General features: G+C 67.8%; 22 protein-coding genes. 17 read left to right on the forward strand and 5 right to left on the reverse strand.

The features are described from left to right. Positions 1-4 precede the first annotated feature (4 nt). From RS84_RS19510 to mfd, 3 genes are all read right to left on the reverse strand, one after another. Positions 5-166 carry a hypothetical protein gene (locus tag RS84_RS19510; RefSeq protein ID WP_045259115.1) on the reverse strand — a complete coding sequence of 54 codons (162 nt, stop codon included), beginning with the start codon at positions 164-166 and terminating at the stop codon, positions 5-7. 76 nt (positions 167-242) lie between these two features. Next, positions 243-626: a hypothetical protein gene (locus RS84_RS18250; protein WP_045259116.1), complete on the reverse strand. Its 384-nt coding sequence runs from the start codon at positions 624-626 to the stop codon at positions 243-245. Position 627: 1 nt separating this feature from the next. Beyond that, on the reverse strand, positions 628-4191 hold the full coding sequence (gene mfd / locus RS84_RS18255) for a transcription-repair coupling factor (protein ID WP_045259117.1): 3564 nt from the start codon (positions 4189-4191) through the stop codon (positions 628-630). 74 nt (positions 4192-4265) lie between these two features. Between mfd and RS84_RS18260 the strand changes: the two genes are divergently transcribed. From RS84_RS18260 to RS84_RS18290, 7 genes are all read left to right on the forward strand, one after another. Next, a complete protein-coding gene (locus tag RS84_RS18260; RefSeq protein WP_321163044.1) occupies positions 4266-4820 on the forward strand; it encodes a GNAT family N-acetyltransferase in 555 nt (184 codons plus the stop codon). A gap of 155 nt (positions 4821-4975) precedes the next feature. Beyond that, complete coding sequence (locus RS84_RS18265) at positions 4976-5839, forward strand: Fpg/Nei family DNA glycosylase (RefSeq protein ID WP_045259119.1); 864 nt, start codon at positions 4976-4978, stop codon at positions 5837-5839. 281 nt (positions 5840-6120) lie between these two features. After that, positions 6121-7158, forward strand: a complete 1038-nt coding sequence (ribD, locus tag RS84_RS18270; RefSeq protein WP_045259120.1) for a bifunctional diaminohydroxyphosphoribosylaminopyrimidine deaminase/5-amino-6-(5-phosphoribosylamino)uracil reductase RibD — start codon at positions 6121-6123, stop codon at positions 7156-7158. Next, positions 7158-7790, forward strand: a complete 633-nt coding sequence (locus RS84_RS18275) for a riboflavin synthase (protein ID WP_045259121.1) — start codon at positions 7158-7160, stop codon at positions 7788-7790. The genes ribD and RS84_RS18275 overlap by 1 nt, the downstream gene beginning before the upstream one ends. Then, positions 7787-9049, forward strand: coding sequence for a bifunctional 3,4-dihydroxy-2-butanone-4-phosphate synthase/GTP cyclohydrolase II (locus tag RS84_RS18280; RefSeq protein WP_045259122.1), 1263 nt, complete (start codon positions 7787-7789; stop codon positions 9047-9049). The genes RS84_RS18275 and RS84_RS18280 overlap by 4 nt, the downstream gene beginning before the upstream one ends. Then, complete coding sequence (ribH, locus tag RS84_RS18285) at positions 9046-9519, forward strand: 6,7-dimethyl-8-ribityllumazine synthase (RefSeq protein ID WP_045259123.1); 474 nt, start codon at positions 9046-9048, stop codon at positions 9517-9519. The genes RS84_RS18280 and ribH overlap by 4 nt, the downstream gene beginning before the upstream one ends. 48 nt (positions 9520-9567) lie before the next feature. Beyond that, complete coding sequence (locus RS84_RS18290; protein ID WP_045259124.1) at positions 9568-9927, forward strand: hypothetical protein; 360 nt, start codon at positions 9568-9570, stop codon at positions 9925-9927. Positions 9928-9990: 63 nt separating this feature from the next. On the opposite strand, the gene RS84_RS18295 is transcribed toward RS84_RS18290, so the two are convergent. After that, positions 9991-10977 carry a LacI family DNA-binding transcriptional regulator gene (locus RS84_RS18295; RefSeq protein WP_045259335.1) on the reverse strand — a complete coding sequence of 329 codons (987 nt, stop codon included), beginning with the start codon at positions 10975-10977 and terminating at the stop codon, positions 9991-9993. Positions 10978-11145: 168 nt separating this feature from the next. On the opposite strand from RS84_RS18295, the gene RS84_RS18300 reads away from it, so the two are divergent. From RS84_RS18300 to RS84_RS18335, 8 genes are all read left to right on the forward strand, one after another. Further along, a complete protein-coding gene (locus RS84_RS18300) occupies positions 11146-12060 on the forward strand; it encodes a carbohydrate ABC transporter permease (RefSeq protein ID WP_045259336.1) in 915 nt (304 codons plus the stop codon). A gap of 1 nt (position 12061) precedes the next feature. Further along, positions 12062-12952 (forward strand): carbohydrate ABC transporter permease, encoded by an 891-nt coding sequence (locus tag RS84_RS18305; protein ID WP_045259125.1) that lies wholly within the window; start codon positions 12062-12064, stop codon positions 12950-12952. Between the two features lie 63 nt (positions 12953-13015). Next, the gene (locus RS84_RS18310; protein ID WP_045259126.1) at positions 13016-14374 is read left to right on the forward strand and encodes an ABC transporter substrate-binding protein; all 1359 of its coding nucleotides are present in this window, start codon (positions 13016-13018) and stop codon (positions 14372-14374) included. A 62-nt stretch (positions 14375-14436) separates the two neighbouring features. Further along, positions 14437-16161, forward strand: a complete 1725-nt coding sequence (locus RS84_RS18315) for a glycoside hydrolase family 35 protein (RefSeq protein ID WP_045259127.1) — start codon at positions 14437-14439, stop codon at positions 16159-16161. An 85-nt stretch (positions 16162-16246) separates the two neighbouring features. Continuing rightward, positions 16247-17707 carry an MFS transporter gene (locus RS84_RS18320; protein WP_045259128.1) on the forward strand — a complete coding sequence of 487 codons (1461 nt, stop codon included), beginning with the start codon at positions 16247-16249 and terminating at the stop codon, positions 17705-17707. A gap of 84 nt (positions 17708-17791) precedes the next feature. Then, positions 17792-18490, forward strand: a complete 699-nt coding sequence (locus RS84_RS18325) for a ThuA domain-containing protein (RefSeq protein WP_045259129.1) — start codon at positions 17792-17794, stop codon at positions 18488-18490. Next, entirely contained in the window at positions 18469-19569 is a 1101-nt protein-coding gene (locus tag RS84_RS18330) for a Gfo/Idh/MocA family protein (RefSeq protein ID WP_200892036.1), read from the forward strand. The genes RS84_RS18325 and RS84_RS18330 overlap by 22 nt, the downstream gene beginning before the upstream one ends. Before the next feature lie 46 nt (positions 19570-19615). Further along, the gene (locus RS84_RS18335) at positions 19616-20665 is read left to right on the forward strand and encodes a LacI family DNA-binding transcriptional regulator (protein ID WP_045259130.1); all 1050 of its coding nucleotides are present in this window, start codon (positions 19616-19618) and stop codon (positions 20663-20665) included. Here the strand turns inward: RS84_RS18335 and RS84_RS18340 are convergent. Beyond that, a complete protein-coding gene (locus RS84_RS18340; protein ID WP_045259131.1) occupies positions 20656-21690 on the reverse strand; it encodes a S66 peptidase family protein in 1035 nt (344 codons plus the stop codon). The two genes, RS84_RS18335 and RS84_RS18340, sit on opposite strands and share 10 nt — an antisense overlap. A gap of 343 nt (positions 21691-22033) precedes the next feature. Here RS84_RS18340 and RS84_RS18345 point away from each other — a divergent pair, with 343 nt between their 5' ends. Further along, positions 22034-23746: an alpha-amylase family glycosyl hydrolase gene (locus RS84_RS18345; protein WP_235281531.1), complete on the forward strand. Its 1713-nt coding sequence runs from the start codon at positions 22034-22036 to the stop codon at positions 23744-23746. A 145-nt stretch (positions 23747-23891) separates the two neighbouring features. Continuing rightward, the gene (locus RS84_RS18350; protein WP_235281532.1) at positions 23892-25493 is read left to right on the forward strand and encodes an alpha-amylase family glycosyl hydrolase; all 1602 of its coding nucleotides are present in this window, start codon (positions 23892-23894) and stop codon (positions 25491-25493) included. Positions 25494-25548 lie beyond the last annotated feature (55 nt).

Here is a 25548-nt window from a genome sequence, read left to right on the forward strand (position 1 = left end):
GGTTTCACTCCCTCGTCGTCTTGCCTCGCCGCATCATCCCGAAGACCACCGTCGCGAGGAACAGCACGATTCCGATGATCGCGAGCCAGAGAAGGCCCTTCACCGCGAATCCGAGCACGGAGAGACCGGCCCAGACGATCAGCAGGATGATCAGCAATGTCCACATGTGGACAGCATGCGGTCGCGAAACCCGAGCGCACAGGGCGTTGACTGAGGTTCGCGAGTGGACTACCGCAGATCGATCACCGGTCGTCGGATCCCACGCGCGGCCGGCGCATCGCCGCGATCGACGCGGCGAGCGCCGCGGGCAGGAACGCGAACCCGAGAGACAGCGCACCGAGGAAGGCGAAACCCAGCAGCAGCCCGGCCGAGACGATGCTCGCGAGCGGCCACCAGCGGCCGCGCATGAGAGCCGGGATGAGCGCGATCACCACGGGGATCGCGACGACCAGGGCGAAAATCGGGCCGTTGTACTGCCAGATGCTCAGAGTCTCGGTGGTCGATGCGCCGGTCGAGTCGGTGGTGACCACGGTGTAGCTCGGCATGAAGAGCACGAGTACGGCGGCCACGACGGCGAGCACGAGCGCGAGAACATGCAGCATCCGCTTCGGAGAGGGCCGCTGCACGTCACTCCGCCTTGGCAGGCTCGGGGAACAGCGCGGTGAACAGCTGTGCCACCCATTCGAGCAGCGCCGCGCCGGCGAGCGGCTCGACGCCGACTCCGACCGCCGCCGGAACCGTCGGCATGGGCACGACCAGCGCCTCTCCCCCGCCGACGAGCTTCGCCTTCGGGTAGAGCCGCTGCATCCGCACCTTGATCGAGTCCTCGAGGCGCGCCGGTGCGATGCGCAGATTCGAACCCATCGTGACCACGTCGGTGAGGCCCGCGCGTGCCGCTCTCCGGCGCAGGCGTGCGACAGCGATGAGTCCCTCGGCTTCGCTCGGCAGCGCCCCGTAACGGTCTGTGAGCTCTTCGATCACGAGGTCGATCGCATCGTCCTTCGCTGTGGCCGCGGACGCCGCCGAGAGCTTCTGGTACGCCTCGAGGCGCAACCGCTCGCTGTCGATGTAGTCCTCCGGAATGCGGGCGTCGAGGGGTAGCTCCAGCCGCAGCTCCTGACCGGACTCCACCTCCTCGCCGCGGAAGGTCGAGACGGCTTCACCGATCATGCGCAGATAGAGATCGAAGCCGACTCCGGCGATGTGACCCGCCTGCTCGGCGCCCAGCATGTTGCCTGCGCCGCGGAGCTCGAGGTCCTTCAGCGCGACCTGCATACCGGATCCGAGATCGTTGTTCACGGCGATCGTCTGCAGGCGATCGGCGGCCGTCTCGCTCAGCGGCTTCGCGTCGTCATAGAGGAAGTAGGCGTAGGCGCGCTCGCGACCGCGTCCGACGCGACCGCGCAGCTGATGAAGCTGGCTGAGGCCGTACTTGTCGGCGCGGTCGATGATGATGGTGTTCGCGTTGGAGATGTCGAGGCCGGTCTCGACGATCGTGGTGCACACGAGCACGTCGAACTTGCGCTCCCAGAAGTCGTCGACCACCTGTTCCAGCTGGTGCTCGCCCAGCTGGCCGTGCGCGACGGCGATGCGCGCCTCTGGCACGAGCTCGGCGATCTCGGCGGCCACGCGCTGGATCGACTGGACCCTGTTGTGCACGAAGAACACCTGGCCCTCGCGCAGGATCTCGCGCCGGATGGCCGCGGCGATCTGCTTGTCGCTGCGCGGCCCGACGAACGAGAGGATCGGATGCCGGTCCTCCGGCGGCGTCTGCAGGGTCGACATCTCGCGGATGCCGGTCACCGCCATCTCGAGCGTGCGAGGGATGGGCGTGGCGCTCATAGCGAGGATGTCGACGTTCGTCTTCATCTTCTTCAGCGCATCCTTGTGCTCGACGCCGAATCGCTGCTCTTCGTCGATGATCATCAGGCCGAGGTCCTTGAACATGACCTGATCGGTGAGGATGCGGTGCGTGCCGATGACCATGTCGACGGTGCCGTCGAGGAGCCCCTGCAGGGTGAGCCGCGCCTCTTTGTCGGTCTGGAAGCGCGAGAGCGGACGCACCTTCACCGGGAACCCGGCGAATCGCTCGGTGAACGTCTCGAGGTGCTGCTTGACGAGCAGGGTCGTCGGCACGAGCATCGCGACCTGCTTGCCGTCTTGGATGGCCTTGAACGCGGCACGCACGGCGACCTCGGTCTTGCCGAATCCGACGTCGCCCGAGAGCAGCCGGTCCATGGGGATCGGCCGTTCCATGTCGGCCTTGATCTCCTCGATCGTCTGAAGCTGGTCCTGCGTCTCGGCGAAGGGGAACGCCTCTTCCAGCTCGCGCTGCCACGGCGTGTCGGGGCCGAACGCATGCCCCTTCGCGCTCATGCGCGCGGAATACAGCTTCACGAGCTCGACCGCGATGTCGCGCACCGCCTTGCGGGCCTTGCCCTTCGCCTGCGCCCAGTCGCTGCCGCCCATCTTCGACAGCGTCGGGGCCTCGCCGCCGACGTACTTCGAGAGCAGGTCGAGCTGATCGGTGGGCACGAAGAGCTTGTCTCCGGGGTATCCGCGCTTGGACGGCGCGTACTCGAGCACGAGGTAGTCGCGCACCGACTTGGTCGCGTTGCGCCCGCCTGTGGAGACCTCGCGCTTGGTCATCTCGACGAAACGGCCGATACCGTGCGTCGCGTGCACGACGAAGTCGCCCTGTTTGAGCTGCAGCGGGTCGACGACGTTCTTGCGCTTCGACGCGAGCTTCTTGACGACGCGCTGATCGCCGCCGATCGTGCGGCCGTAGAACTCGTTGTCCGTGAGCACGGCGAGCTTGGCATCGGCGATCTGGAAGCCGGACTCGACGCTGCCCGCGGTGAGAGTCGCGACACCGGCATCCGGCACGTCGAGAAGATCGTCGACGATGCGGGCCGCGATCCCGCGGTCCGAGAGCACATCGCGCGCACGGTCGACCAATCCCGTGCCTGTCGCGATCACGACGACGCGCCAGCCGTCCTGAATCTTCGCATCGACGAAGGAGATCGCTCCGTCGACATTGCCGTGGAACGAGGGGATGACGGCGGCGTCGACGGTCTCGGCATCCTCCCCGCCCATCGCGAACGGGCTGAGCCGCCACCACACACCGCCGCGGTCGCGCACGACTTCGCGCAGCTGGGCGATCGTGAGGAAGTCACCGGCTCCGAGATCGATGGGAGCGGAGGCTCCGGACGTCGCAGCGCTCCAGGCGGCGTCGAGGAACTCTCGGTTCGTGTCTCCGAGAGTGATGGCTCTGGCACTCGCGCGCTCGGGGTCGACCACCGCGGTCGCGCTGCCGGCCGGCATGTATTCGACGAGCGACTTGAGAGGCCCGGCGACAGCGGGCAGCAGTGACTCCATGCCCTCGACCGGAATGCCCTCGGCCATCTTCTCGAGCATGCCCGCGATCGCAGGGAACGCGTCTTTCAGGGCGCGCGCGTTGTCGCGCACGTCCTGTGTGAGCAGCAGCTCCCGGCTCGGTGCGAGGTCGACGAGCTCGACCTCACCGGGAAGAGAGCGCTGGTCGGCAACCGAGAACGCACGGATCTGGTCGACCTCGTCGCCGAAGAACTCCACGCGGTACGGATGCTCGGAGATCGGGGGGAACACGTCGAGGATGCCGCCGCGCACCGCGAACTCGCCGCGACGCGAGACCATGTCGACCCGCGAGTACGCCCGCTCGACGAGCTGTTCGGCTACGCCGTCGAGGTCGTAGCCGCGGCCGCCGGCCTTCAGGACGACCGGCTCGATCTCTCCGAGGTTGCCGGCGATGGGCTGCAGCGCCGCGCGGACGGACGCGACGACGATGAGGGGGTGATCGCCCGTCCACCCCGCGACGCGGCGCAGGGTCTGCAGCCGCTGGCCGACCGTGTCGGGGCTCGGGCTGAGCCGCTCGTGCGGCAGCGTCTCCCACGCGGGGAAGGTCAGCACCTCGGCATCCGAGATGTACGCGGCGAGCGCCTGCGCGAGACTCTCCGCCCTGCGGCCCGTGGGAACGACCGCGAGGAGAGCCGCAGGATGCCCGGCGGCGGCGCGCTTGCCGAGCAGGCCCGCGAGCGCGGGCGCATCGAGTCCGTCGACCAGACCGAGGTCGGCATCGGTGTGCGCCCAGCTGAGGGCGTCACGGTACAGAGACGCCTCTTCCAAGGCGCGCAGAATCCCCGGAACAGTCACCGGACAAGCTTAGTCCGGGGCCTCCGACATCGGGCCGGGGTCGGTGGGACGCCTAGGCTGTCGGAGTGCTACCCGTGACCCTGACAACCGACCGCCTCATCCTCAGCATCCCGACCGCGGCGGACGCCGAAACCATCGAGCTCGCGTGCCAGGACCCGGAGATCCCGCGCTGGACCACGGTTCCGAGCCCGTACACACGACGAGACGCCGAGGACTTCGTCGCCCATGTCGGCCGTTCCTGGATCGACGCGAGCGAGACGGTCTGGGGCATTCGCCACGATGAGGCTCTGGTCGGCATGATCGGCCTGCACGACGTCACGGAACATCCCTTCGGGGGTCACGCCGAGCTCGGATTCTGGATCGCGGAACCGGCCCGAGGCAAGGGCTACATCGTCGAGGCCGCCAGAGCCGTGATCGACTGGGGCTTCGCGGAGCTCGGGCTCGCCCGCATCCGCTGGCAGGCCGTCGCGGGCAACGTCCCCTCCGCCCGCACCGCGCGTGCACTCGGATTCCGCTACGAAGGTCTGCAGCGCCAGGCGCTCACCAGTCAACGCGGTCGCGATGACGGCTGGATCGCCGGCCTGCTCGCGACGGACGACCGCTCCCCTGCGCTCTGGCCGGTGCTCTGAGTCTCCGTCTGACGTAGAGGCAGGAGATCTCGCCGGGGTAGGACGATCCGGGCGAGATCGGCCTACCCCGGCGGATTCTCCTACGCTGGCGTGGCCCGGGGCACTGGTGTCCGAGCATGCGTGACAGCGTCGGATGCCGGTGACAGGATGAGTCCATGCCGGAGATGCCTGAGGTCCAGGGCCTGACGGCGTTCCTCGCCGAACGCGCCGTCGGTCGCACGATCACGCGCGCGACCGTCGCAGCGATCGCTGCCCTGAAGACATACGACCCGCCGATCCATGCCCTGCAAGGAGCCGAGGTCACGGCATCCGCCCGGCAGGGCAAGTTCGTCGTGCTGTCCTGCGGACCCGAACTGCACCTCGTGTTCCACCTGGCGAAGGCCGGATGGCTGCGCTGGTACGACCAGCTGCCGACGACGCTCCTCAAGCCGGGCAAGTCGCCGATCGCGCTGCGCATCGCGCTCGACGACGGCAGCGGATTCGACCTCACCGAGGCAGGCACGAAGAAGTCGCTCGCCGTATACGTGGTGCGCGATCCGAAAGACGTCCCCGGCATCGCGCGGCTCGGGCCCGATCCGCTCGATCCCGCTTTCAGCCGCGAGGTCTTCGCGGGTCTTCTCGAGGGGCGGCGCACCCAGATCAAGGGGCTGCTGCGCGATCAGGGCGTGATCGCGGGCATCGGCAACGCCTACTCCGACGAGATCCTCCATGCGGCGCGCATGTCGCCGTATGCGATCGCGGCCAAGCTCGACGACGACGAGATCGATCGGCTGTTCGCAGCGATGCACGCGACGCTGACGGATGCCGTGACCGCCGCTTCCGGCAAGCCGCCCGCCGACCTGAAAGACGCCAAGCGCCGCGGCATGCAGGTGCACGCCCGCCGCGGCGAGGCGTGCCCGGTGTGCGGAGACACGGTGCGCAGCGTGTTCTTCGCCGATCGCTCGATGGAGTACTGCCCCACCTGCCAGACCGGCGGCAAGCCGCTCGCAGACCGCCGTCTCTCTCGGCTGCTGAAGTAGCGGCCTCGGGGCCCGCGTTCCTTTCCATGTCGCGGAATGAATCTCTGTCAGACGCGTTGAGTACACTCAGAGCATCAACGTGCTCCGGGGTCGGTGAGAATCCGAACCGGCGGTGACAGTCCGCGAGAGTCTTGATTCGTCGAGATTCCGATCCGGTGGAATTCCGGTACCGACGGTGATGCGAGAGAGATCTCGCTAGTCCGGAAGGGAGGCAGCACGATGCGCACGCGTGCGCTCGTCGTACCCTTCGTGAACCCCGGAGCCTCAGAGGAGGACGACGGATGGCAGTGAACGAGGCGGAGCGCCACGCGATGAGTCGCGCTCTCGAACTCGCGGCGAACGGACCGCGCGGTGCGAACCCGCAGGTCGGTGCCGTCATCCTCTCCCCCGACGGCGACGTCCTCGCCGAAGGCTGGCACCACGGCGCCGGCACCCCGCACGCCGAGGTCGATGCGCTGTCGAAGCTCGCCCCCGGCGCCGCGAAAGGCGCGACCGCGGTCGTCACCCTCGAGCCCTGCAACCACACCGGGCGCACGGGCCCCTGCGCGGTCGCCCTCATCGAGGCGGGCATCGCCCGTGTCGTGTACTCGCTCGACGATCCTGGCGCGGTCTCGGGCGGCGGCGCGGATCGACTTCGCACCGCGGGCGTCAGCGTCGAGGCGGGTGAGCAGACGGATGCCGCGCACGCTCTCATCGAGGGATGGCTCACCGCCCAGCGGCTCGGCCGCCCCGAGATCACCGTCAAATGGGCGCAGAGCCTCGACGGCCGCGCCGCGGCATCCGACGGCACGAGTCAGTGGATCACCGGCCCCGCCGCGCGCGCCGACGTGCACCGTCGCCGTGCAGCGGCCGACGCGATCGTCGTCGGGACCGGCACCGTGCTCGCCGATGACCCCGCACTCACTGCCCGCGACGGAGACGCGCTCTACGACCATCAGCCGATCCCCGTCGTGATCGGCTCGCGGGACACGCCTGCGGATGCCGCTGTGCACCGGCATCCGCTCCCCCCGCTGTTCTACGACACCCGCGACCTGCACGCCGTCGTCGCCGACCTGCACGCCCGCGGTGTGCAGAACGTGTTCGTCGAAGGCGGTCCGACTCTGGCCAGCGCCTTCATCGCCGAGGGACTCGCCGACCGCGTGCTCGCCTACGTCGCACCGGTTCTGCTCGGCGGCGACCGCCTCGCCCTGACCGACATCGGCGTGCCGTCGATCGCCGCCGCTCGCCGCCTGACGATCGACGAGTGGGTGCCGCTCGGACCCGATCTGCTCGCCGTCGCGCATTTCACAGAAGACCTCACGGAAGAAGGAACAGCCTGATGTTCACCGGAATCATCGAGGAGATCGGCGAGATCACCGCCATCGCACCGGCCGGCGACGGCTGGCGGCTGACAGTGCGTGCGCCGAAGGCGGCAGCGGATGCCGTGCACGGCGAGTCGATCGCGGTCTCGGGCGTCTGCCTCACCGTCGTCGGCTCGACAGCCGACACCTTCGACACCGACGTCATGAAGCAGACCCTCGACGTGGCGGCCATCGGTGATGCAACCGTCGGCACCCGCGTGAACATCGAGAAGGCGATGCCGGTCGGCGCCCGCCTCGGCGGCCACATCGTGCAGGGACACGTCGACGGCGTCGGCACCGTGCTCGAGGTGCGCCCCGGTGCTCAGTGGAGCGTGCTGCGCATCTCGCTGCCCGCGGATCTCGCGCCGCTCGTCGTCGACAAGGGATCGATCTCGGTCGACGGCACATCCCTCACGGTGAGCGCCGTGAGCACCCCCGCAGAAGCGCAGGCATGGTTCGAGGTGTCCCTGATCCCCGAGACCCTCGCCGCCACCACTCTCGGATCTCGCGCGGTCGGCGACCGTGTGAACCTCGAGACCGACATCCTGGCCCGTCACGTCGAGCGCCTGCTCGCGTTCCGCGAGGTCGCAACGGAAGGAGGCTCGCGATGAGCCTGTCCACCATCCCCGAGGCCATCGAGGCGCTGCGCGCCGGCCGCCCCGTGCTCGTCGCCGACGACGAGAACCGTGAGAACGAGGGCGACGTCATCCTGTCTGCCGAGCTCGCGACCCCCGAATGGGTGGCGTGGACGGTCCGCTGGTCGTCGGGATTCATCTGCGCCCCGATGCCGACCGACCTCGCCGACGCCCTGAACCTGCAGCCGATGGTCGCCGTCAGCGAGGACGCACGATCGACCGCGTACACGATCAGCGTCGACGCCGCGTCGGGAGTCACGACCGGCATCAGCGCGCACGACCGCGCGCATACCCTGAACGTGCTGGCGAACCCGCAGTCGACGGCAGGAGATCTGATCCGCCCCGGTCACGTGCTGCCGCTGCGCGCCGTGGACGGCGGAGTGCGCGAACGCAGCGGGCACACCGAGGCCGCGGTCGACCTCATGAAGCTCGCGGGGCTGCGCCCTGTCGGGGCGATCGCGGAGGTCGTCGCCGAAGACGGCAGCATGATGCGGATGCCGGGACTCCTCGAGCTCGGCGAACGCGACGGGGTTCCCGTGATCACGATCGAGCAGCTGATCGCGCACCTCAACGAGATCGACCCGGACGGTGCGTCCGCGATCACCACGCGCCGCGTCAGCCTGCGGGCCGACGCCACGGTGCCGACCTCGCACGGCACCTTCCGCTTCCTCGCCTACAAGGACCGCGTCAGCGGCACCGATCACATCGCCGTCGTGAAGGGCGAGCCCGGCGAGACCGCGCTCGTGCGGGTGCACTCCGAGTGCCTGACCGGTGAGGCGTTCGGCTCACTCAAGTGCGAGTGCGGCCCGCAGCTCGACGCCGCGCTCGACGCGATCGAGCAGGACGGCGGGGTCGTCATCTACATGCGCGGTCACGAGGGCCGCGGCATCGGCCTCATCAACAAGCTGCGCGCATACAGCCTGCAGGAGGAGGGGCTCGACACGGTCGACGCGAACCTCGCGCTCGGGCTGCCAGCCGACGCCCGCGAATACGCGGCGGCAGCCGGCATCCTCGCCGACCTCGGCATCTCCAAGGTGCGCCTGCTGACGAACAACACCGACAAGGTCAACCAGCTGCGCGAGCTCGGCCTCGACGTGGTCGAGCAGGTGCCGCTGATCGTCGGGGTCGGCCCGAACAACCACCAGTATCTCGAGACGAAGCGTGACCGCATGGGTCACATCATCGATCAGGCGGAGCTCGCAGAGGCTCTCGCCCAAGGAAAGGACAAGGCATGAGCGGCGCAGGAGCCCCGGAGACCGGGAGCATCGACGGACGGGGACTCAACGTCGTCATCATCGCCGGCACGTGGCACGACGTCATCACGAACGGCCTGATCGCCGGAGCTGAGCGCGTGCTCAACGCCGCGCAGGCGACGCACCGACTGGTGCGCGTGCCTGGTTCGTTCGAACTCGCGGTGGCGGCCCAGGCCGCCTTCGCCGGCGGCGCGGATGCGGTGGTGGCGCTCGGCGTGATCATCCGCGGCGGCACGCCCCACTTCGAATACGTGTCGTCGGCGACGACCGACGGGCTCACCCGCGTATCTCTCGACGCGGGCAAGCCGGTCGGCTTCGGCGTGCTCACCCTGGACGATGAGAAGCAGGGCCTCGACCGCGCCGGTATCGAGGGCTCCAAGGAGGACAAGGGAGCGGAGGCGGCGGATGCTGCGCTCCGCACCGCTCTGGTGATCCGCGAGCTGCGCGGCTGAGGCTCGCCTACCTGGCGGCGGAATACCGCCGGGGCGTACGGTGAGGGCATGGAGACTCTGCGCCACATCGTGCTGTTCGTCCATCTGATCGGCTTCGCCGTGCTGTTCGGCGCCTGGGCCGTGCAGGCTTTCGGCGGAAAGCGCCAGTTCGCGACGATCATGGAGTACGGGCTTCTGATCGCCGGAATCGCCGGACTCGCCCTCGCCGCTCCGTGGGGCCTGCCGGAGGGCGCCGAGCCGAACTACATCAAGATCGGCACCAAGCTCGTCGTCCTCGTCGTGATCGGCGCGCTTGTCGGCAGCGGCCTGGCCCGGCAGAAGCGCGGCGAGAAGATCACCCCGGCGGTGTTCTGGCTGGTCGGGATCCTCACGGCTCTCAACGCGGGCATCGCGGTCATCTGGCGCTGAGCGGCCGCGCCGGTCCCTCACCGGTCGTAGAGCGAGGGAGCGCAGCGACCGAGACGAAACGCGTCAGGAGGAGCGGGGCGCGGCAGTGCTGGCGCGAACCACGAGCTCGGTGCCGACGAGAGGGGTCTGCACCCGCTCCTCCCCCTCGAGCTCCGCGAGCAGCGCATCCACGGCGAGCGCGCCGACCCGCTCTGGGTGCTGCTGCACGGTGGTCAGCGGTGGCCACAGCTGCGCAGCATCCGGAAGACCGTCGAAGCCGACCACGCTGATGTCGCCGGGGACGTCGAGTCCCGCCTCACGGAACGCGCGGAGCACCCCGATCGCCATCTGGTCGTTCGCCGCGAACACGGCGGTCACGCCGCCGGTCGATGCCAGCCGACGCCCTGCCTCATGACCCGACGCGGCACTCCAGTCGCCTTCGATCGCCTCTGGCACCTCGAGCCCCCGCGACTCCAGGGTCGACTGCCACGCCTCTCGCCGACGCTCTGCCGAGTACGACTTCGCGGGTCCGGCGACGTGCCATACGGTGTGATGCCCGAGGTCGAGCAGGTGCTCGGTCGCGAGGCGCGCTCCCTGAGCCTGATCGGTGTCGACGAACGGATGCTCCGCCGACCGGTTCGAGTCGACGAACACCACCGGCAGAGCGTCGGGAATCTCGATGTCGGCCTCGTCGAGCTGATGCGCCTCGATGACGATGATGATCCCGTCGACCGCGTGCTCTTCGAGACGGCGGAACGCCCCTGCGACCGTCTCACGAGCGCTGGATGCGACCGGGATGAGCGTCAGCGCGTAGCCGAGTTCGGCGGCGCGCACGGCGATCGCGTCGAGGGTGCGCTGGTTGCCGTAGGAGCTGAACGAGAACATCACGACGCCGATCGTGCGGAAGCGTCCTGAGCGCAGCGCACGGGCGGCGCTGTTCGGCCGGTAGCCGAGCCTCTGCATCGCAGCTTCCACGCGCTCTCTGGTGGCGGCGCCGACGTATCCTCGGGCGTTGACCACGCGCGACACCGTCTGTCCGGAGACTCCGGCCTCGCGGGCGACATCCTCCATCGACGGTTCGCGCCGACGCTGCGGCGACTCTGCCGTTCCGTGTTCGGACACGATCACATCCGTTCCTGTGTTGACGTTGACACACTAGCAGTCGATCGCATATGTTGACGTTGACACATGGCGGATGAGCACCGAAGCAGCACACCGCCCGAACTGGAGAAATCGTCGATGACGACCGAAATCACTGCGGCAGCCGGCGCCCTCGGCATCCGCCGCGAGAAGCGCGACTGGAAGGGCTGGGCATTCGTCGGCCCCTTCATGATCGTGTTCGCCCTGGTGTTCCTGACGCCGCTCGCCTACGCGCTCTACCTGAGCTTCTTCCAGGAGAAGCTCATCGGCGGCAACGCCTTCGTCGGGTTCGACAACTACGCGCGCGCTCTGACCGACCCGCAGTTCTGGGAGGCCTTCGGCCGCGTGCTGCTGTTCCTCGTCGTGCAGGTGCCGATCATGCTCGCCCTCGCACTCGGAGCCGCTCTCGCCCTCGACAGCGCGCGGCTTCGCGGAGCATCCTTCTTCCGCATCCTGATCTTCCTGCCCTATGCCGTGCCCGCGGTCGTCGCGGTTCTCATGTGGGGCTACATCTACGGCGACCAGTTCGGCCTTGCCGGCAACATCAACGATCTGCTCGGCTTCGAGGCGCTCACACCGTTCGCCAAGGAGTGGATGCTGGTCTCGATCGGCAACATCGTCACCTGGGAGTTCGTCGGCTACAACATGCTGATCTTCTACTCCTCGCTGAAGACCATCCCGACCGACATGTACGAGGCGGCATCCCTCGACGGCGCAGGAGCGTGGCGCACGATCTTCTCGATCAAGATCCCCTCGGTGCGCGGAGCCCTCGTGATCGCGACGATCTTCTCGATCATCGGCAGCTTCCAGCTGTTCAACGAGCCGAACATCCTGCGCCCGCTCGCCCCGAACGTCATCACGACGTACTTCACCCCGAACATGTACGCGTACAACCTGTCGTTCGCCGGTCAGCAGTTCAACTACGCGGCGACGATCGCCATCATCATGGGCGTCATCACCGCCGTCATCGCCTACGTCGTGCAGCTGCGCGGCTCGAAGTCGGAGGTGCGCTGACATGGCACTCCCCCTCGCCCGTCCCAGCCGCAAGCGTCACGACCCGCTCAACCCGCGCAAGTCGAACATCCTGCTGATCGTGATGATCGTGTACGGCCTGTACACGCTGGTCCCGCTGATCTGGCTGCTGTTCAGCGCGACCAAGACGCAGGGCGGCCTGTTCAGCTCATTCGGCCTGTGGTTCGCCGACGACTTCGCCTTCTTCGACAACCTCGCAGCGACCTTCTCGTATCGCGACGGCATCTTCCTGCGCTGGCTGGGCAACACCCTGCTCTACGTGGTCGTCGGCGCCGGTGGTGCGACGCTGCTCGCCACCATGGCGGGATACGGACTCGCGAAGTACAAGTTCCCGGGCCGGCGCGCCGTCTTCGCCGTCGTGCTCGGCGCAGTCGCGGTCCCCGGCACCGCCCTCGCCGTGCCGACGTTCCTCCTGTTCAGCGAGCTCGGCCTCACGAACACGCCATGGGCCGTCATCATCCCGTCCCTGATCAGCCCGTTCGGGCTCTACCTGATCTGGGTGTTCGCCACGGAGTCGGTGCCCACCGAGCTGCTCGAGGCGGCCCGCATCGATGGCGCCGGCGAGTTCCGCACGTTCTTCACGATCTCGCTGCGCCTGCTGGCGCCCGGCATCGTGACAGTCGCGCTGTTCACAGTGGTCGCGACGTGGAACAACTACTTCCTGCCGCTGATCATGCTCTCCGACCCCGACTGGTACCCGCTGACGGTCGGTCTCAATCAGTGGAGCTCCCAGGCGATCGGCGCCGGATCACAGCCGATCTACAACCTCGTCATCACCGGCTCGCTCCTCACGATCATCCCGATCGTCATCGCCTTCCTGCTGCTGCAGCGGTTCTGGCAGTCGGGTCTCACCGCGGGAAGCGTCAAGCAGTAGCTCGCCCGCACCTCCCTGCATCACCCGGTCCAAAGCCGGACCACCTCCCGAAAGGACACAGCAATGAAGCACCTTCCCTCCAACGCCGCACGACGCGCCCTCGCCGTGCTCGCGGCCGGAACAGTGGCGGCGATCGCCCTGGCCGGCTGCTCGACCGGCGGCTCCTCCGGCGGCGGCGCCGCTGCGGGCGACGGCACCTTCGACTCCGTCAAGGCAGCTCTCGAGAAGGGCGGCGAGATCACGTACTGGTCGTGGACTCCGTCGGCCGAGGCGCAGGTCGAGGCGTTCGAGAAGGCCTACCCGAACGTCAAGGTCAACCTCGTCAACGCCGGGACCAACAACGACGAGTACACCAAGCTGCAGAACGCCATCAAGGCCGGATCCGGCGCCCCCGACGTCGTTCAGGTCGAGTACCAGGCCTTCCCGCAGTTCTCCCTCACCGACTCCTTCGTCGACCTGGCGCAGTACGGCTTCGCCGACTTCGAAGACGACTACACGGCCTCGACGTGGGGCTCCGTGACCAGCGGCGACGCGATCTGGGGCCTGCCGCAGGACTCCGGACCCATGGCCCTGTTCTACAACAAGTCCGTCTTCGACGCTGCCGGTATCGCCGTGCCCACCACGTGGGACGAGTACTACGAGGCCGCGAAGGCGATCCACGCCGCGAACCCCGACGCCTACATCACGAACGACACCGGCGACGCGGGCTTCGCGACGTCGATGATCTGGCAGGCCGGCGGTCAGCCGTTCCAGACCGACGGCACGGACGTCACGATCGACCTGCAGGACGCCGGCTCGAAGAAGTGGACCGAGAACTGGAACCGCCTGGTCACCGAGGGCCTCGTGGCTCCGACCTCCAGCTGGAGCGACGAGTGGTTCCGCGGCCTCGGCGACGGAAGCATCGCCACGCTCGTGATCGGCGCCTGGATGCCGGGCAACCTCATCTCCGGCGCCCCCGACGGAGCCGGCGACTGGCGCGTCGCGCCGATGCCGACGTACGACGGCACCCCCGCGAGCGCCGAGAACGGCGGCGGCGGCCAGGCCGTGACCTCCCAGAGCAAGAACCCGGCCCTGGCCGCGGGCTTCCTGTGGTGGCTGAACAACTCCGAGGACAGCATCAAGATCTTCCTCGAGTCCGGCGGCTTCCCGTCGACCAACGCCGAGCTCTCCAGCGAGGACTTCCTCAGCGAGGCTCCGGAGTACTTCGGCGGCCAGAAGATCAACGAGGTGCTCGCGGATGCCGCGAAGAACGTCGTCAAGGGCTGGAACTACCTGCCCTACCAGGTCTACGCGAACAGCATCTTCGGCGACACGGTCGGCCAGTCGTACCAGAACGGCACGGACCTGAACGAGGGTCTGACCGCCTGGCAGGACGCCCTTGCCGAGTACGGCAACTCGCAGGGCTTCTCCGTCAACAAGTAATACCTCGGGCGGGCGCGCCGTCGGGTGCGCCCGCCCATCTCTTTCACCTAAGGCTCTTCATCGTGACCAGTTTCTCCATCGGCGACACCGAGTTCCTCCGCGACGGTCGGCCGCACCGCGTGCTCGCGGGCGCCATCCACTACTTCCGCGTGCACCCGGACCAGTGGCAGGATCGCATCCGCAAGGCGCGCCTGATGGGGCTGAACACGATCGAGACGTACGTCGCCTGGAACGCGCACGAGCCGCGCCGCGGCGAGTGGGACGCTACCGGCTGGAACGACCTCGGCCGTTTCCTCGATCTCGTGGCGGCCGAGGGCATGGATGCCATCGTCCGCCCCGGCCCCTACATCTGCGCCGAGTGGCACAACGGCGGTCTGCCCGTCTGGCTCACCGGCGACGGACGCGAGCTTCGCTCCTCCGACCCCTCTTACCTCGTGGACGTCAGCGCCTACCTGCGCCGCGTGTACGAGATCGTCGCACCGCGGCAGATCGACCGCGGCGGGCCTGTCGTGCTCGTGCAGATCGAGAACGAGTACGGCGCCTACGGCTCAGACAAGGACTACCTGCGCACGCTCGTCGCCGTGACTCGCGACGCGGGGATCACTGTTCCGCTCACGACGGTGGACCAGCCCACCGACCAGATGCTCGCGGACGGCAGCCTCCCCGAGCTGCACAAGACGGGTTCCTTCGGCTCGCGCAGCACCGAGCGCCTCGCGACCCTGCGCCGTCATCAGCCGACCGGCCCTCTCATGTGCTCGGAGTTCTGGGACGGATGGTTCGACTGGTGGGGCGGCGTGCACCACACCACCGACACCGCCGCCGCGGCGTCCGACCTCGACGACCTGCTCGCCACCGGCGCCTCCGTGAGCATCTACATGTTCCACGGTGGCACGAACTTCGGCCTCACCAACGGCGCGAACGACAAGGGACGCTATCTGCCTCTCGTCACCTCCTACGACTACGATGCACCGCTCGACGAGGCCGGAAACCCGACCGCGAAGTTCTTCGCCTTCCGCGACGTGATCGCGAAGTACGCAGCCGTTCCGGAGGAGCTTCCCGCAGTGGCGCCGGAGGCGCCCGCGTTCTCCGTGCCGCTCATTCGCGCAGGAGCGTGGACGGATGCCGCGGCATCCGCCGCCCGCACCGAGCATCCGCTCTCCTTCGACGCCCTCGGCCATCTCAGCGCCCTCGTGCGATACGACGTCGTGCTGCCAGACGGCCGGGGAGGGCAGCTGGTCGTCGACGACGTCCGCGACCTCGCCTGGGTGAGCGTCGACGGGGTGCCCATCGGCACTCTCGCGCGCACCAGGCACGACCGGGCGATCACGATCCCCGCAGGCGCGGCGCTGAGGATCCTCGTCGAAGACCAGGGCCGCGTGAACTACGACCACCGGCTCGGCGAGGAGAAGGGCCTGATCGGAGCCATCACGCTGAACGGCGAGCCTCTGACCGGATGGACGTCTACACCGCTCGACGTGGCGGCGATCGCGGCATCCGATTCGTTCACTGCGACCGGCACCGGTCCCTCGGCGTGGACGGGGACGTTCGATCTCGATGCCCCCGCTGACCTCTTCCTGGACACCGCAGAGTGGAGCAAGGGCTATGCGTTCGTGAACGGCTTCTTCCTCGGGCGGTACTGGCGCAACGGCCCGACGCGCACGATGTACGTCCCCGCCCCCGCGACGGTCGGCGGAGAGAACCGCATCGTGGTGCTGGAGCTCGAGCAGCTGCTCTCCCCCACCGCCGCGTTCCTTCCCGCGCTGTCGCTGGGCGTCACAGAGGAGTGACGCGCGCGGCGCATCACTCAGCGAACACTCAGGGAGGCGTAAACTCCCCAGGTGCTCCGCATGGAGCAATGAACGGAGGAGCACTGTGACCACCACGACCGCACCCGCGAATCCTCGATCACGGGTCATCACCGCAAGCCTCGTCGGCACGACCATCGAGTTCTACGACTTCTACGCGTATGCGACGGCGGCCGTGCTCGTCTTCCCCGTGCTGTTCTTCCCCACGGGGAACGACACGACGGCCCTGCTCGCCTCCTTCGGCGTCTTCGGGGCGGCCATGATCGCCCGTCCCATCGGCGCGGTCGTGTTCGGCCACTTCGGTGACAAGTTCGGTCGCAAGGCCACCCTGGTCGCGTCCTTGCTCACGATGGGCATCGCGACCTTCCTGATCGGCGTGCTGCCCACCTATCAGCAGATCAACTGGTGGGCCGCGCTCCTCCTGCTGATCCTTCGGCTCGCGCAGGGCTTCGCGCTCGGCGGGGAGTGGTCGGGGGCCGCACTGGTCGCGACCGAGAACGCGCCGAGGGGCAAGCGCGCCTGGTACGGCACGTTCCCGCAGCTCGGCGCGCCGCTGGGCTTCATCATCGCGAACTTCCTGTTCCTCGGCATCAACTGGGCTCTGCCGCACGCCGAGAACCCGGCGCTGAAGTCCGAGGCCTTCCTGTCATGGGGATGGCGCATCCCGTTCCTGTTCTCCGCCGTCATGGTCATCATCGGCCTGTGGGTGCGACTCAAGCTCGTCGAATCCGACACGTTCAAGAAGGCCGAGCAGAAGGGCGCGATCCGCAAGCTGCCGCTCGCGACCGTGTTCCGCCACCACTGGAGGCAGCTGATCCTCGGCACGTTCATCATGCTGGCGACCTACGTGCTGTTCTACCTGATGACGAACTTCACGCTCGCGTACGGCACCAAGCCGGCGTCTCTCGAGACGGCCTCCGCGGCGGCACAGGCCGCCGCCGAGGCTGCAGGCAAGGACTTCGACGCCGCCGCCTTCGCGGCCCAGTTCTATCCCGGACTCGGCTTCGGCTACACCGACTTCGTGCTCATGCAGATCATCGGCGTGGTGTTCTTCGGCGTCTTCACGCTGCTCTCCGGTCCCATCGCCGACGCGATCGGGCGCCGCAAGCTGCTGCTGTGGGTCACCGGCCTCATCATCGTGTTCGGCCTCTCGTTCAACGCCTTCCTGATGCCGGCGCTCGACCCGAAGTTCACGGGTGCGCTGACGCAGGCGTTCCTCGTGTTCGGGTTCATGCTCATGGGCGCCACGTTCGGTCCGATGGGCGCGCTTCTGCCGGAGCTGTTCCCGACCAACGTGCGGTACACGGGCTCGGCGATCTCGTACAACGTGTCGTCGATCCTCGGCGCCGCGGTGGCTCCCCTGATCGCGCTGAAGCTCTGGGAGTGGGCAGGCGGCGCGCCCTGGCTCGTCGGCCTCTACCTCTCGGCGATGGGCGTGCTCACCTTCGTCGCCCTCCTGCTGTCGAGGGAGACGAAGGATCACGACTACGAGGAGGACCTCGGCCTGGCCGCCGCGGTCGAGCTCTAGCGCGGCCGTCGGCGGGATTTTTGCGCACATTTCCCGCCGACGCCGCGGAGCGTGGCATCCTCGGAACGTCGAAAGGACCCGCTCATGACGCGCAAGGCACTGGTCGTCCGTGGTGGCTGGGAAGGCCATCATCCCGTCGAGGCCACCGAGCTCTTCGTCCCCTTCCTCCGGGAGAACGGGTTCGAGGTGCGAGTCGAGGACGACCCGCAGGTGTACGCCGACTCCCGGACGATGGGCGAGACCGATCTCGTGCTGCAGTCGGTGACGATGTCGTCGATCACCGCCGAGGCGCTGCGCGGACTGCGCGAAGCCGTGGTCGCCGGGATGGGCCTGGCCGGATGGCACGGCGGTATCGCCGATTCCTATCGAGCGAGCTCCGACTACCTTCAGCTCGTGGGCGGCCAGTTCGCGACGCACCCCTCGAAGGATCCCGAGCACGTCCGCGGCGGCGAGACGGACAACTATCTGGACTACACGGTCGAGATCACCGATCTCGGGCGCCGGCATGAAATCACGGCGGGCATCGACGACTTCCGCCTCACGACCGAGCAGTACTGGGTCCTGCACGACGATCTCAACGACGTGCTCGCCACCACCACGCACCCCGTGCAGAGCTACCACCCCTGGCATCGGCCGCTCACATCCCCTGCGGTGTGGACGCGCGACTGGGGCGCGGGTCGGGTGTTCGTGAGCACCGCCGGGCACAGCCTCGACGTGCTCCAGGACCCGAACGTTCGCACCATCATCGAAAGGGGCATGCTGTGGGCAGCTCGCGCGCGGTGACCGCCGTCGGAATCGTCGGGCTCGGGGTCATCTCGCGCCAGTACCTCGAGACTCTTCTCTCCGTCGACAGCGTCCGGATCGTCGCGGTCGCAGATCTCGATCAGGATCGGGCTCAGGCGGTGGCGCAGGACATCGACGGATGCCGGGCGCTCACGACGGACGAGCTGATGGCGGCACCGGACGTCGACATCGTGCTCAACCTCACCATCCCCGAGGCGCACGCAGACGTCGCCCTGGCCGCGATCGCCGCCGGAAAGCACGTGTACGGCGAGAAGCCGCTCGCGGCGACGCTCGCCGATGCGGAGCGGATCGTCGCAGCCGCGGCAGCCGCCGGCGTGAGCGTCGGCAGCGCTCCGGACACGGTGCTCGGCACCGGTGTGCAGACCGCGCGTGCCGCCATCGACGAGGGACTCATCGGTCAGCCGGTGTCGGCCTCCGCGACGTGGATTTCAGCGGGACACGAATCGTGGCATCCGCATCCCGACTTCTACTACCTCACCGGCGGCGGCCCGCTTCTCGACATGGGCCCGTACTACGTGACATCGCTCGTCCAGCTTCTGGGATCCGTGACCGCCGTGTCCGGAGCCGCGTCCCGCTCGCGCTCCACCCGCACGATCGGGTCCGGCCCGCGCGAGGGAGAAGAGATCCGCGTCGACGTCGACACGCATCTCACCGGCATCCTGCATCACGCCTCGGGTGCACTGTCGACCGTGACCGTGAGCTTCGACGGCGTGGCGACTCGCAGCGCTCCGATCGAGGTCCACGGCGTCGAGGGTTCGCTCGTCGTGCCGGATCCGAACACGTTCAGCGGCGAGGTCCTGCTGCGCACGCGCGGCGGCGAGGGATGGCAGACGATGGCGCCGTCTGCGGGCTACGAGGACTCCGGGCGCGGAGTCGGACTGGTCGATCTCGTCGCGGGCTCCGCACGTGCGAGCGGCGAGATGGGGCTGCACGTGCTGGAGATCATGACCGCGATCATGTCGTCGGCGGCCACCGGCGCCCGCGAGACCCTGCGCACGACCGTCGAGCGGCCCGGCCTGGTTCCGCTGACCCCGGCGGCGAGCTGGCGGCGCGACTGATCCGCGGGCGGATCTCCGGCCACCGCCTGTGCGCGAGGATGGGCGGATGGTGCACGATCGTGTGACGCAGACCGACATCGCGGCCCGCGCGGGTGTGTCCGTCGGCGTCGTGTCTCGCGTCCTATCCGGGCGCGGCGACGTCTCGCAGCAGACCAGGGCGCGCGTGATGCGCATCGCGCGCGAACTCGGCTACGTGCGAGGGGCCGAGCCGCGCGGACGGCCGGCCTCGTCGCCCGGCAACGTCGTCGAGCTGGCGCTCGACGGCTTCGACGGCTCCTGGGGACTCGAGGTCGTGGCAGGGGCGAGCAGGGCGGCAACGAAACGCGGCCTCGATCTCGTGCTCGTGGCCGAGCGCGACGAGCCAGGTGACGACTGGGCCGAACGGGTCCGCGACCGCCGCTCGCTCGGCGTCGTCACGGGTCTCATGACTCCGACGCGACAGCAGCTCGAGATGCTGCGCGACGCGGCGATCCCTCTCGTCGTACTCGACCCGCGAACCGACCCGCCGCTCTCCGTTCCCACGGTCGCGGCCGCGAACCGAGAGGGCGGGGCCAAGGCGGCGCGCCACCTTCTCAAACTCGGCCATCGCGACCTCCTCGTCGTGACGGGAGCGCCCGCGTACCGGTTCGGACGGGAGCGGGCCCGAGGGTTCATCGCGCAGGTCGAGCGCACTGACGGACGCCGCGTGGACTCGCTCGCGGTCGGCTGGAGCGCCGCCGAGGCGCGCGACGGCGTGCTTCCGGCGATGCGGGAGCGCGCAGCATCCGGCCGACCGCTGGCGGTCTTCTGCACCTCGGATCTTTTCGCGGCGGGGGTGATGCGCGCCGCAGGCGCCGCCGGTCTCTCGATTCCGCGCGACGTCAGCGTGGTGGGGTTCGATGACATGCCCGCGTTCCGCCGTCTCTCACCCGCCTTGACGACCGTTCGCCAGCCGATCAGGGAGATGGCGGGAGCCGCAGTGGAGCTCCTGGCGGAGATGATCGACGCGCGCACTCTCGACCTCCCTGGCCGCGAGATCGCGACAGAGCTCCTCGTGCGTCGTTCGACGGCGGCACCCGGTGGCGACGTCTCGAGGGAGGGCTCCCGTCAGTCGTAATCGGCCGTGATCGTCCGGCTCGCGCCATCGAGCACCATGATCCCGCCGTAGGGAAGGATCCACTGTGGGCGCGTGTGGCCGAACGGCACACCCACGCACACCACGGCGTCGGGGTTGTACCTGCCCACGACATCGATCACGACGTCGCGCTGCGCGTTCCGCAGCGCTCGCGCGTCATCGGCTGAGGGCCGGAACTCGAAATCGCTCACGGGCGGACGCGCGACGATCACGCCGGCCGCGGCCGCGAGGATGCCGAGCTCGCCGAGACCGCGCAGCCACCGGGCGACCCATCCGGCCGGCGGGCGCTCCTCGCTCGTCTCGAGAAGCAGGATCGCGCCCTCGAGCTCCTGTGCGCGCGGCAGCCGGCCGAGAAACGCCAGAGAGTCGATCGACTCCAGACATCCGCCCCAGGTGCGCCCCTCCACGCGCTTGGCAGGGCCTGCCCACGCCCACGGCTCGGTGGGCACGCGGTCTCCGTACTCGCGGAGCGCCCGCGCATCGGCCCAGCGCCTGCCGACGTCTTCGGACTCTCCCGGCTCGGTGATCTGGAGGGTTCCGCCGTCGAGGAGCAGAGCGCGCAGGGCACGAGCATGGATGTCGTCGACCGCGGGTCCTGGACCGAGATGAACCGCGGTCGAGCCGCCGTAGTACCCGCGGACGCCATGACCCCACAGCCAGTTCAGGATGTTCGTGTTGTCGCTGTAGCCGACGAACGGCTTAGGGTCGGCACGCGCGATATCGGCGTCGAGGTGCGGGACGACCAGGAGCTGATCGTCGCCGCCGATCGTCGCGAGGATCGCGCGGATGCCGGGGTCGGCGAACGCCTCATTGACGTCGGCCGCGCGTGCGTCAGGGGTGGCGTCGAGTTCGCGGGTCGTCGGATACTCGACCGGGACGAGGCCGGTGAGCTCCGTGAGCCTTCGGAGAGCCTGCTCGTGCAGCTCCGGCGCGACGGCGGGGGCGGCGAACGCCGGTGAGAGGATCGCGACCCGGTCGCCGGGAGTGAGCTTGGTTGTCGACAGCATCCGCTCAGTCTGTCAGCCGCGTGAGATTCCGGATTCGACGGCGAACTTCTGCACGCCGAGAGGACGATCGGATTGGCTCTTGACACGATGTGGTGGTCCGTTGTTGGATCGGTTTAGTAAACGCGTGCAACCTCGCGGCCGGACGCACCTCACGACACCGAAGTCAGAAAGGTAACCCATGGTTCCGTTCCCCAGCAGAACAGTGATCCGCCCCGCGACACGACGTACTTTCGCAGGGTATGCAGTTGCAGCGCTCGTTCTGGGCCTCTTCGCTGCGCCCTCCGCAGTCGCCCCGGCTGCCGCCACCTCCCCCACTTCGCCTGGTCCCCTCGCCGAAGGCGATGTGATCTATCAAGTGCTCGTCGACCGGTTCAGCGACGGCGACTCCACCAACAACGATCTGGGCGACGGCGAATACGACCCGTCAGACCTGGGCTTCTACCACGGCGGCGACTGGGCCGGACTCACAGCCAAGCTGGATTACATCGCCGACCTCGGGGTGACGGCGATCTGGATCTCGCCGGTTTCAGACCAGCAACCGCTCTCGAGGGACGGACTCGAGGCCAGCTATCACGGGTACTTCACGCGCGACTTCGCGACGCCCAACGAGCACTTCGGTGATGCGGCAGAGCTCCAGACGCTGATCGATACCGCGCATGGGCTCGGACTGAAGATGATCCTTGATGTCGTCCCCAATCACACCGCCGACTACCTGGCCGGCACGTCCACGACGTACACGCCGAGCACCTACAAGCCGGCGAGCCCGCTGGACAACAGCTCATACTTCCATCACGCCGGTGATTGCCTCTTCAACGGCACCGAGACGCAGACGCAGATCGAGAACTGCGATCTGGGCGGCTTGGACGATCTCGACCAGTCCAACGCCACGGTGTCCTCCTACTTGATCGATACGTACAAGGACTGGGTCGACATGGGCTTCGACGGCATCCGTGTCGATGCCGCACGGTCCATTCCGAAGCCGTGGCTCGCCGACTTCGAGGATGCGATGGGAGTCCCGACCTTCGGCGAGGTCTTCGTCGGCGACGCGGACTACGTCTCCGAGTATCAGGACTACGAGTGGGGCGTGCTCGATTTCCCCTATTTCTTCTCGGTCCGCAGCGCGTTCGCCGCCGACACCGATATGAACGCCGTGGGTGATCTCTTCGATCAGGACGTGAAGTACGCGAACCCGAATCGGCTCGAGACGTTCCTCGACAACCACGATCGGGCGAGGTTCCTCACGTGGGCCGATGACAACTACCAGCGACTGCGCTCAGCTCTGACCTTCCAGCTCACGTCGCGAGGTGTGCCGGTCATCTACTACGGAACCGAACAGGCGGACGATGGCAATGGGAATCCATACGAAGTCCCGATCGCGAACAAGGACAACCGAAAGGACATGACGTCCTGGGATCAGAACGCCCCGATCTATCGTCACATCCAGCGCTTGACGACGATCAAGGCCGCGTACCCCGCGCTGCAGACCGGTACCCAGCGGGAGATGTGGTCCGACACGAACGTGTACGGCTTCTCGCGACGAGTCGATACGACCGGGGCGGAAACGATCACGTTGTCATCGAACTCCTGGACGACGCAGACGCGGACCATCCCGTTGCGCGCGGAGAGCTCGATCACGGTCGGCACGGTTCTCACCAACCTGATGAACACGAGCGATACCGTCACCGTGACGTCTGGCGGGGCAACCGGCAAGCAGATCGTCGTCTCTCTCGGTGAGCACGAGACCAAGGTGTACGCCCCCGGCACGCCGGTGTCTTCCTACTCACCCGACGCTCGCAACACCACCAAGATCCGTGTCCACTACAACGCAGGGCTCGGACACACCGTCGCGATCCGCGGTGACGCGTACCCGTTCACCTGGACCGACGGGCGCGGAGCGCGCAACGTCGCGCCCGATGTCTGGGAGTTCGAAGTCGAGCGCATCCCCGACGGACAGAGCTTCCAGTTCAAGGCGCTGATCGACGACCTCACCTGGTCGACGGGAAGCAATTTCACCGGCACGGGCGGCGACGTGATCGACGTCTATCCGACTTTCTGAACCCACCATCCCCGTCCGGGCGGCGCGGCCGCGAACAGCGCCGCCCGGACGGCTCCTCCGAGAGGAAGAAATGACACTCATCGATCACACGGATGCGGAGACCTCAGCCACCGCCGAATGGTGGCGTGATGCGGTCGTCTACCAGGTGTACCTCCGCTCCTTCAAAGACGGCAACGGCGACGGCATCGGCGACCTGCTGGGCCTGCGAGAGGGGCTTCCCTCGATCGCCGATCTCGGATGCGACGCGATATGGCTCAACCCCTGCTACGCCTCGCCGCAGCGGGACCACGGATACGACATCGCCGATTACAGGAACGTCGATCCCGCCTACGGCACCCTTCAAGAGTTCGTCGAGATGGTGCGTGAGGCGCATCGGCTCGGTCTGCGCGTGATCATGGACATGGTCGCCAACCACTGTTCGACGGAACACGCCTGGTTTCAGGAAGCGATCCGTTCTGCACCTGGAAGTGCGGCACGCGACCGATTCTTGTTCCGCGATGGACGGGGCGACCACGGAAGCCAGCCACCGAACAACTGGCAGAGCGTGTTCGGAGGGCCCGCGTGGACCAGGGTGACCGAGGCCGACGGATCGGCCGGCCAGTGGTACCTCCACTCCTTCGACTCCGGTCAACCTGATTTCAACTGGCGCAACCCAGAGGTCGCCGATGAGTTCGACCGCATCTTTCGATTCTGGTTCGACCGGGGCGTCGACGGCTTCCGCATCGACGTGGCTCACGGCCATATCAAAGCAGATGGCCTTCCGGACTGGCCCGGTGCGGATGACGGAACCGGTGGCCACAACGAGGCGATGTGGGACCGGCCGGAGGTGCACGACATCTTCCGGAGGTGGCGAGCCATCGCAGACGTAGAACCGGCCCGCTACCTGGTCGGTGAAGTATGGGTGCCGACCGCGGATCGCCTCGCGTCCTATCTCCGCCCCGACGAGATGCATCAGGCGTTTACCTTTGACCTTCTCATCCAGCCGTGGAGCGCTCCGCACATGCGGGATGCCATCGACACCGGATTGAGGCTCTCTCCCACCGGACTCCCGGCGTGGACGCTGTCGAACCATGACGTGCACAGGGCCGCCACTCGCTACGGACAGGCTCAGGTGCTTGCCTCGCCGGATTCGGCAGACAAGATCGCCGCCGCGCGCCGTACAGGCGAGGTCGATCTCATCCGTGGCGAGCGAAGGGCCCGGGCCGCCGCAGGGCTGATGCTCGCGCTTCCCGGAACGCCGTATCTCTACCAGGGTGAGGAGCTCGGCTTGCCGGAGGTTTTCGACCTTCCAGCGGAAGCGCGACAGGATCCCATCTGGATTCGGTCGGGCGGGAAAGAGCTCGGAAGGGACGGTTGCCGTGTGCCGCTGCCGTGGCGTTCCAGCGGACCGGCGTTCGGCTTCTCCAGCGCGGAGCACATTTCGGCGTGGCTCCCGCAGCCGGAATGGTTCGCCCGATACGCACGAAGCGAGCAGGAGGAGAACCGCGCATCGACTCTGCACACGTATACGGCGCTCATCGCAGCGCGACGCGAGCTGTTTCCCGCTGAATCTCCGTTGGAATGGTGGGACACCGAGCGTCACGATGTCATCGCATTCTCGCGCGGTGACGCCGTCTGCGTGACGAACTTCCACCCATCGCAGCCATTCACAATTCCCGATGCCTGGCCTGTGCTCACGCCGGTCGTCGGCACGTCGCCGACCACCGTCGGTGTCGCCCCTGACTCGACCACGTGGTTCCGCTCATGACACCCGCCATTCGTCGATTTCTACACACCATCCACTCGAACAAGAAGGAGCAATG

This window comes from Microbacterium hydrocarbonoxydans, assembly GCF_000956475.1.
GTDB lineage: Bacteria > Actinomycetota > Actinomycetes > Actinomycetales > Microbacteriaceae > Microbacterium > Microbacterium hydrocarbonoxydans_A.

What these genes read in the sequence shown, in the direction of transcription:
- RS84_RS18310 (WP_045259126.1), top strand. Translation starts at nt 13,016, where the DNA reads ATGAAGCACCTTCCCTCCAACGCCGCACGACGCGCCCTCGCCGTGCTC.
- RS84_RS19510 (WP_045259115.1), bottom strand. Translation starts at nt 166, where the DNA reads ATGTGGACATTGCTGATCATCCTGCTGATCGTCTGGGCCGGTCTCTCC.
- RS84_RS18340 (WP_045259131.1), bottom strand. Translation starts at nt 21,690, where the DNA reads ATGCTGTCGACAACCAAGCTCACTCCCGGCGACCGGGTCGCGATCCTC.
- RS84_RS18300 (WP_045259336.1), top strand. Translation starts at nt 11,146, where the DNA reads ATGACGACCGAAATCACTGCGGCAGCCGGCGCCCTCGGCATCCGCCGC.
- RS84_RS18290 (WP_045259124.1), top strand. Translation starts at nt 9,568, where the DNA reads ATGGAGACTCTGCGCCACATCGTGCTGTTCGTCCATCTGATCGGCTTC.
- RS84_RS18295 (WP_045259335.1), bottom strand. Translation starts at nt 10,977, where the DNA reads ATGGAGGATGTCGCCCGCGAGGCCGGAGTCTCCGGACAGACGGTGTCG.
- RS84_RS18265 (WP_045259119.1), top strand. Translation starts at nt 4,976, where the DNA reads ATGCCGGAGATGCCTGAGGTCCAGGGCCTGACGGCGTTCCTCGCCGAA.
- RS84_RS18305 (WP_045259125.1), top strand. Translation starts at nt 12,062, where the DNA reads ATGGCACTCCCCCTCGCCCGTCCCAGCCGCAAGCGTCACGACCCGCTC.
- RS84_RS18335 (WP_045259130.1), top strand. Translation starts at nt 19,616, where the DNA reads ATGGTGCACGATCGTGTGACGCAGACCGACATCGCGGCCCGCGCGGGT.
- RS84_RS18280 (WP_045259122.1), top strand. Translation starts at nt 7,787, where the DNA reads ATGAGCCTGTCCACCATCCCCGAGGCCATCGAGGCGCTGCGCGCCGGC.
- RS84_RS18325 (WP_045259129.1), top strand. Translation starts at nt 17,792, where the DNA reads ATGACGCGCAAGGCACTGGTCGTCCGTGGTGGCTGGGAAGGCCATCAT.
- ribD (WP_045259120.1), top strand. Translation starts at nt 6,121, where the DNA reads ATGGCAGTGAACGAGGCGGAGCGCCACGCGATGAGTCGCGCTCTCGAA.
- ribH (WP_045259123.1), top strand. Translation starts at nt 9,046, where the DNA reads ATGAGCGGCGCAGGAGCCCCGGAGACCGGGAGCATCGACGGACGGGGA.
- RS84_RS18275 (WP_045259121.1), top strand. Translation starts at nt 7,158, where the DNA reads ATGTTCACCGGAATCATCGAGGAGATCGGCGAGATCACCGCCATCGCA.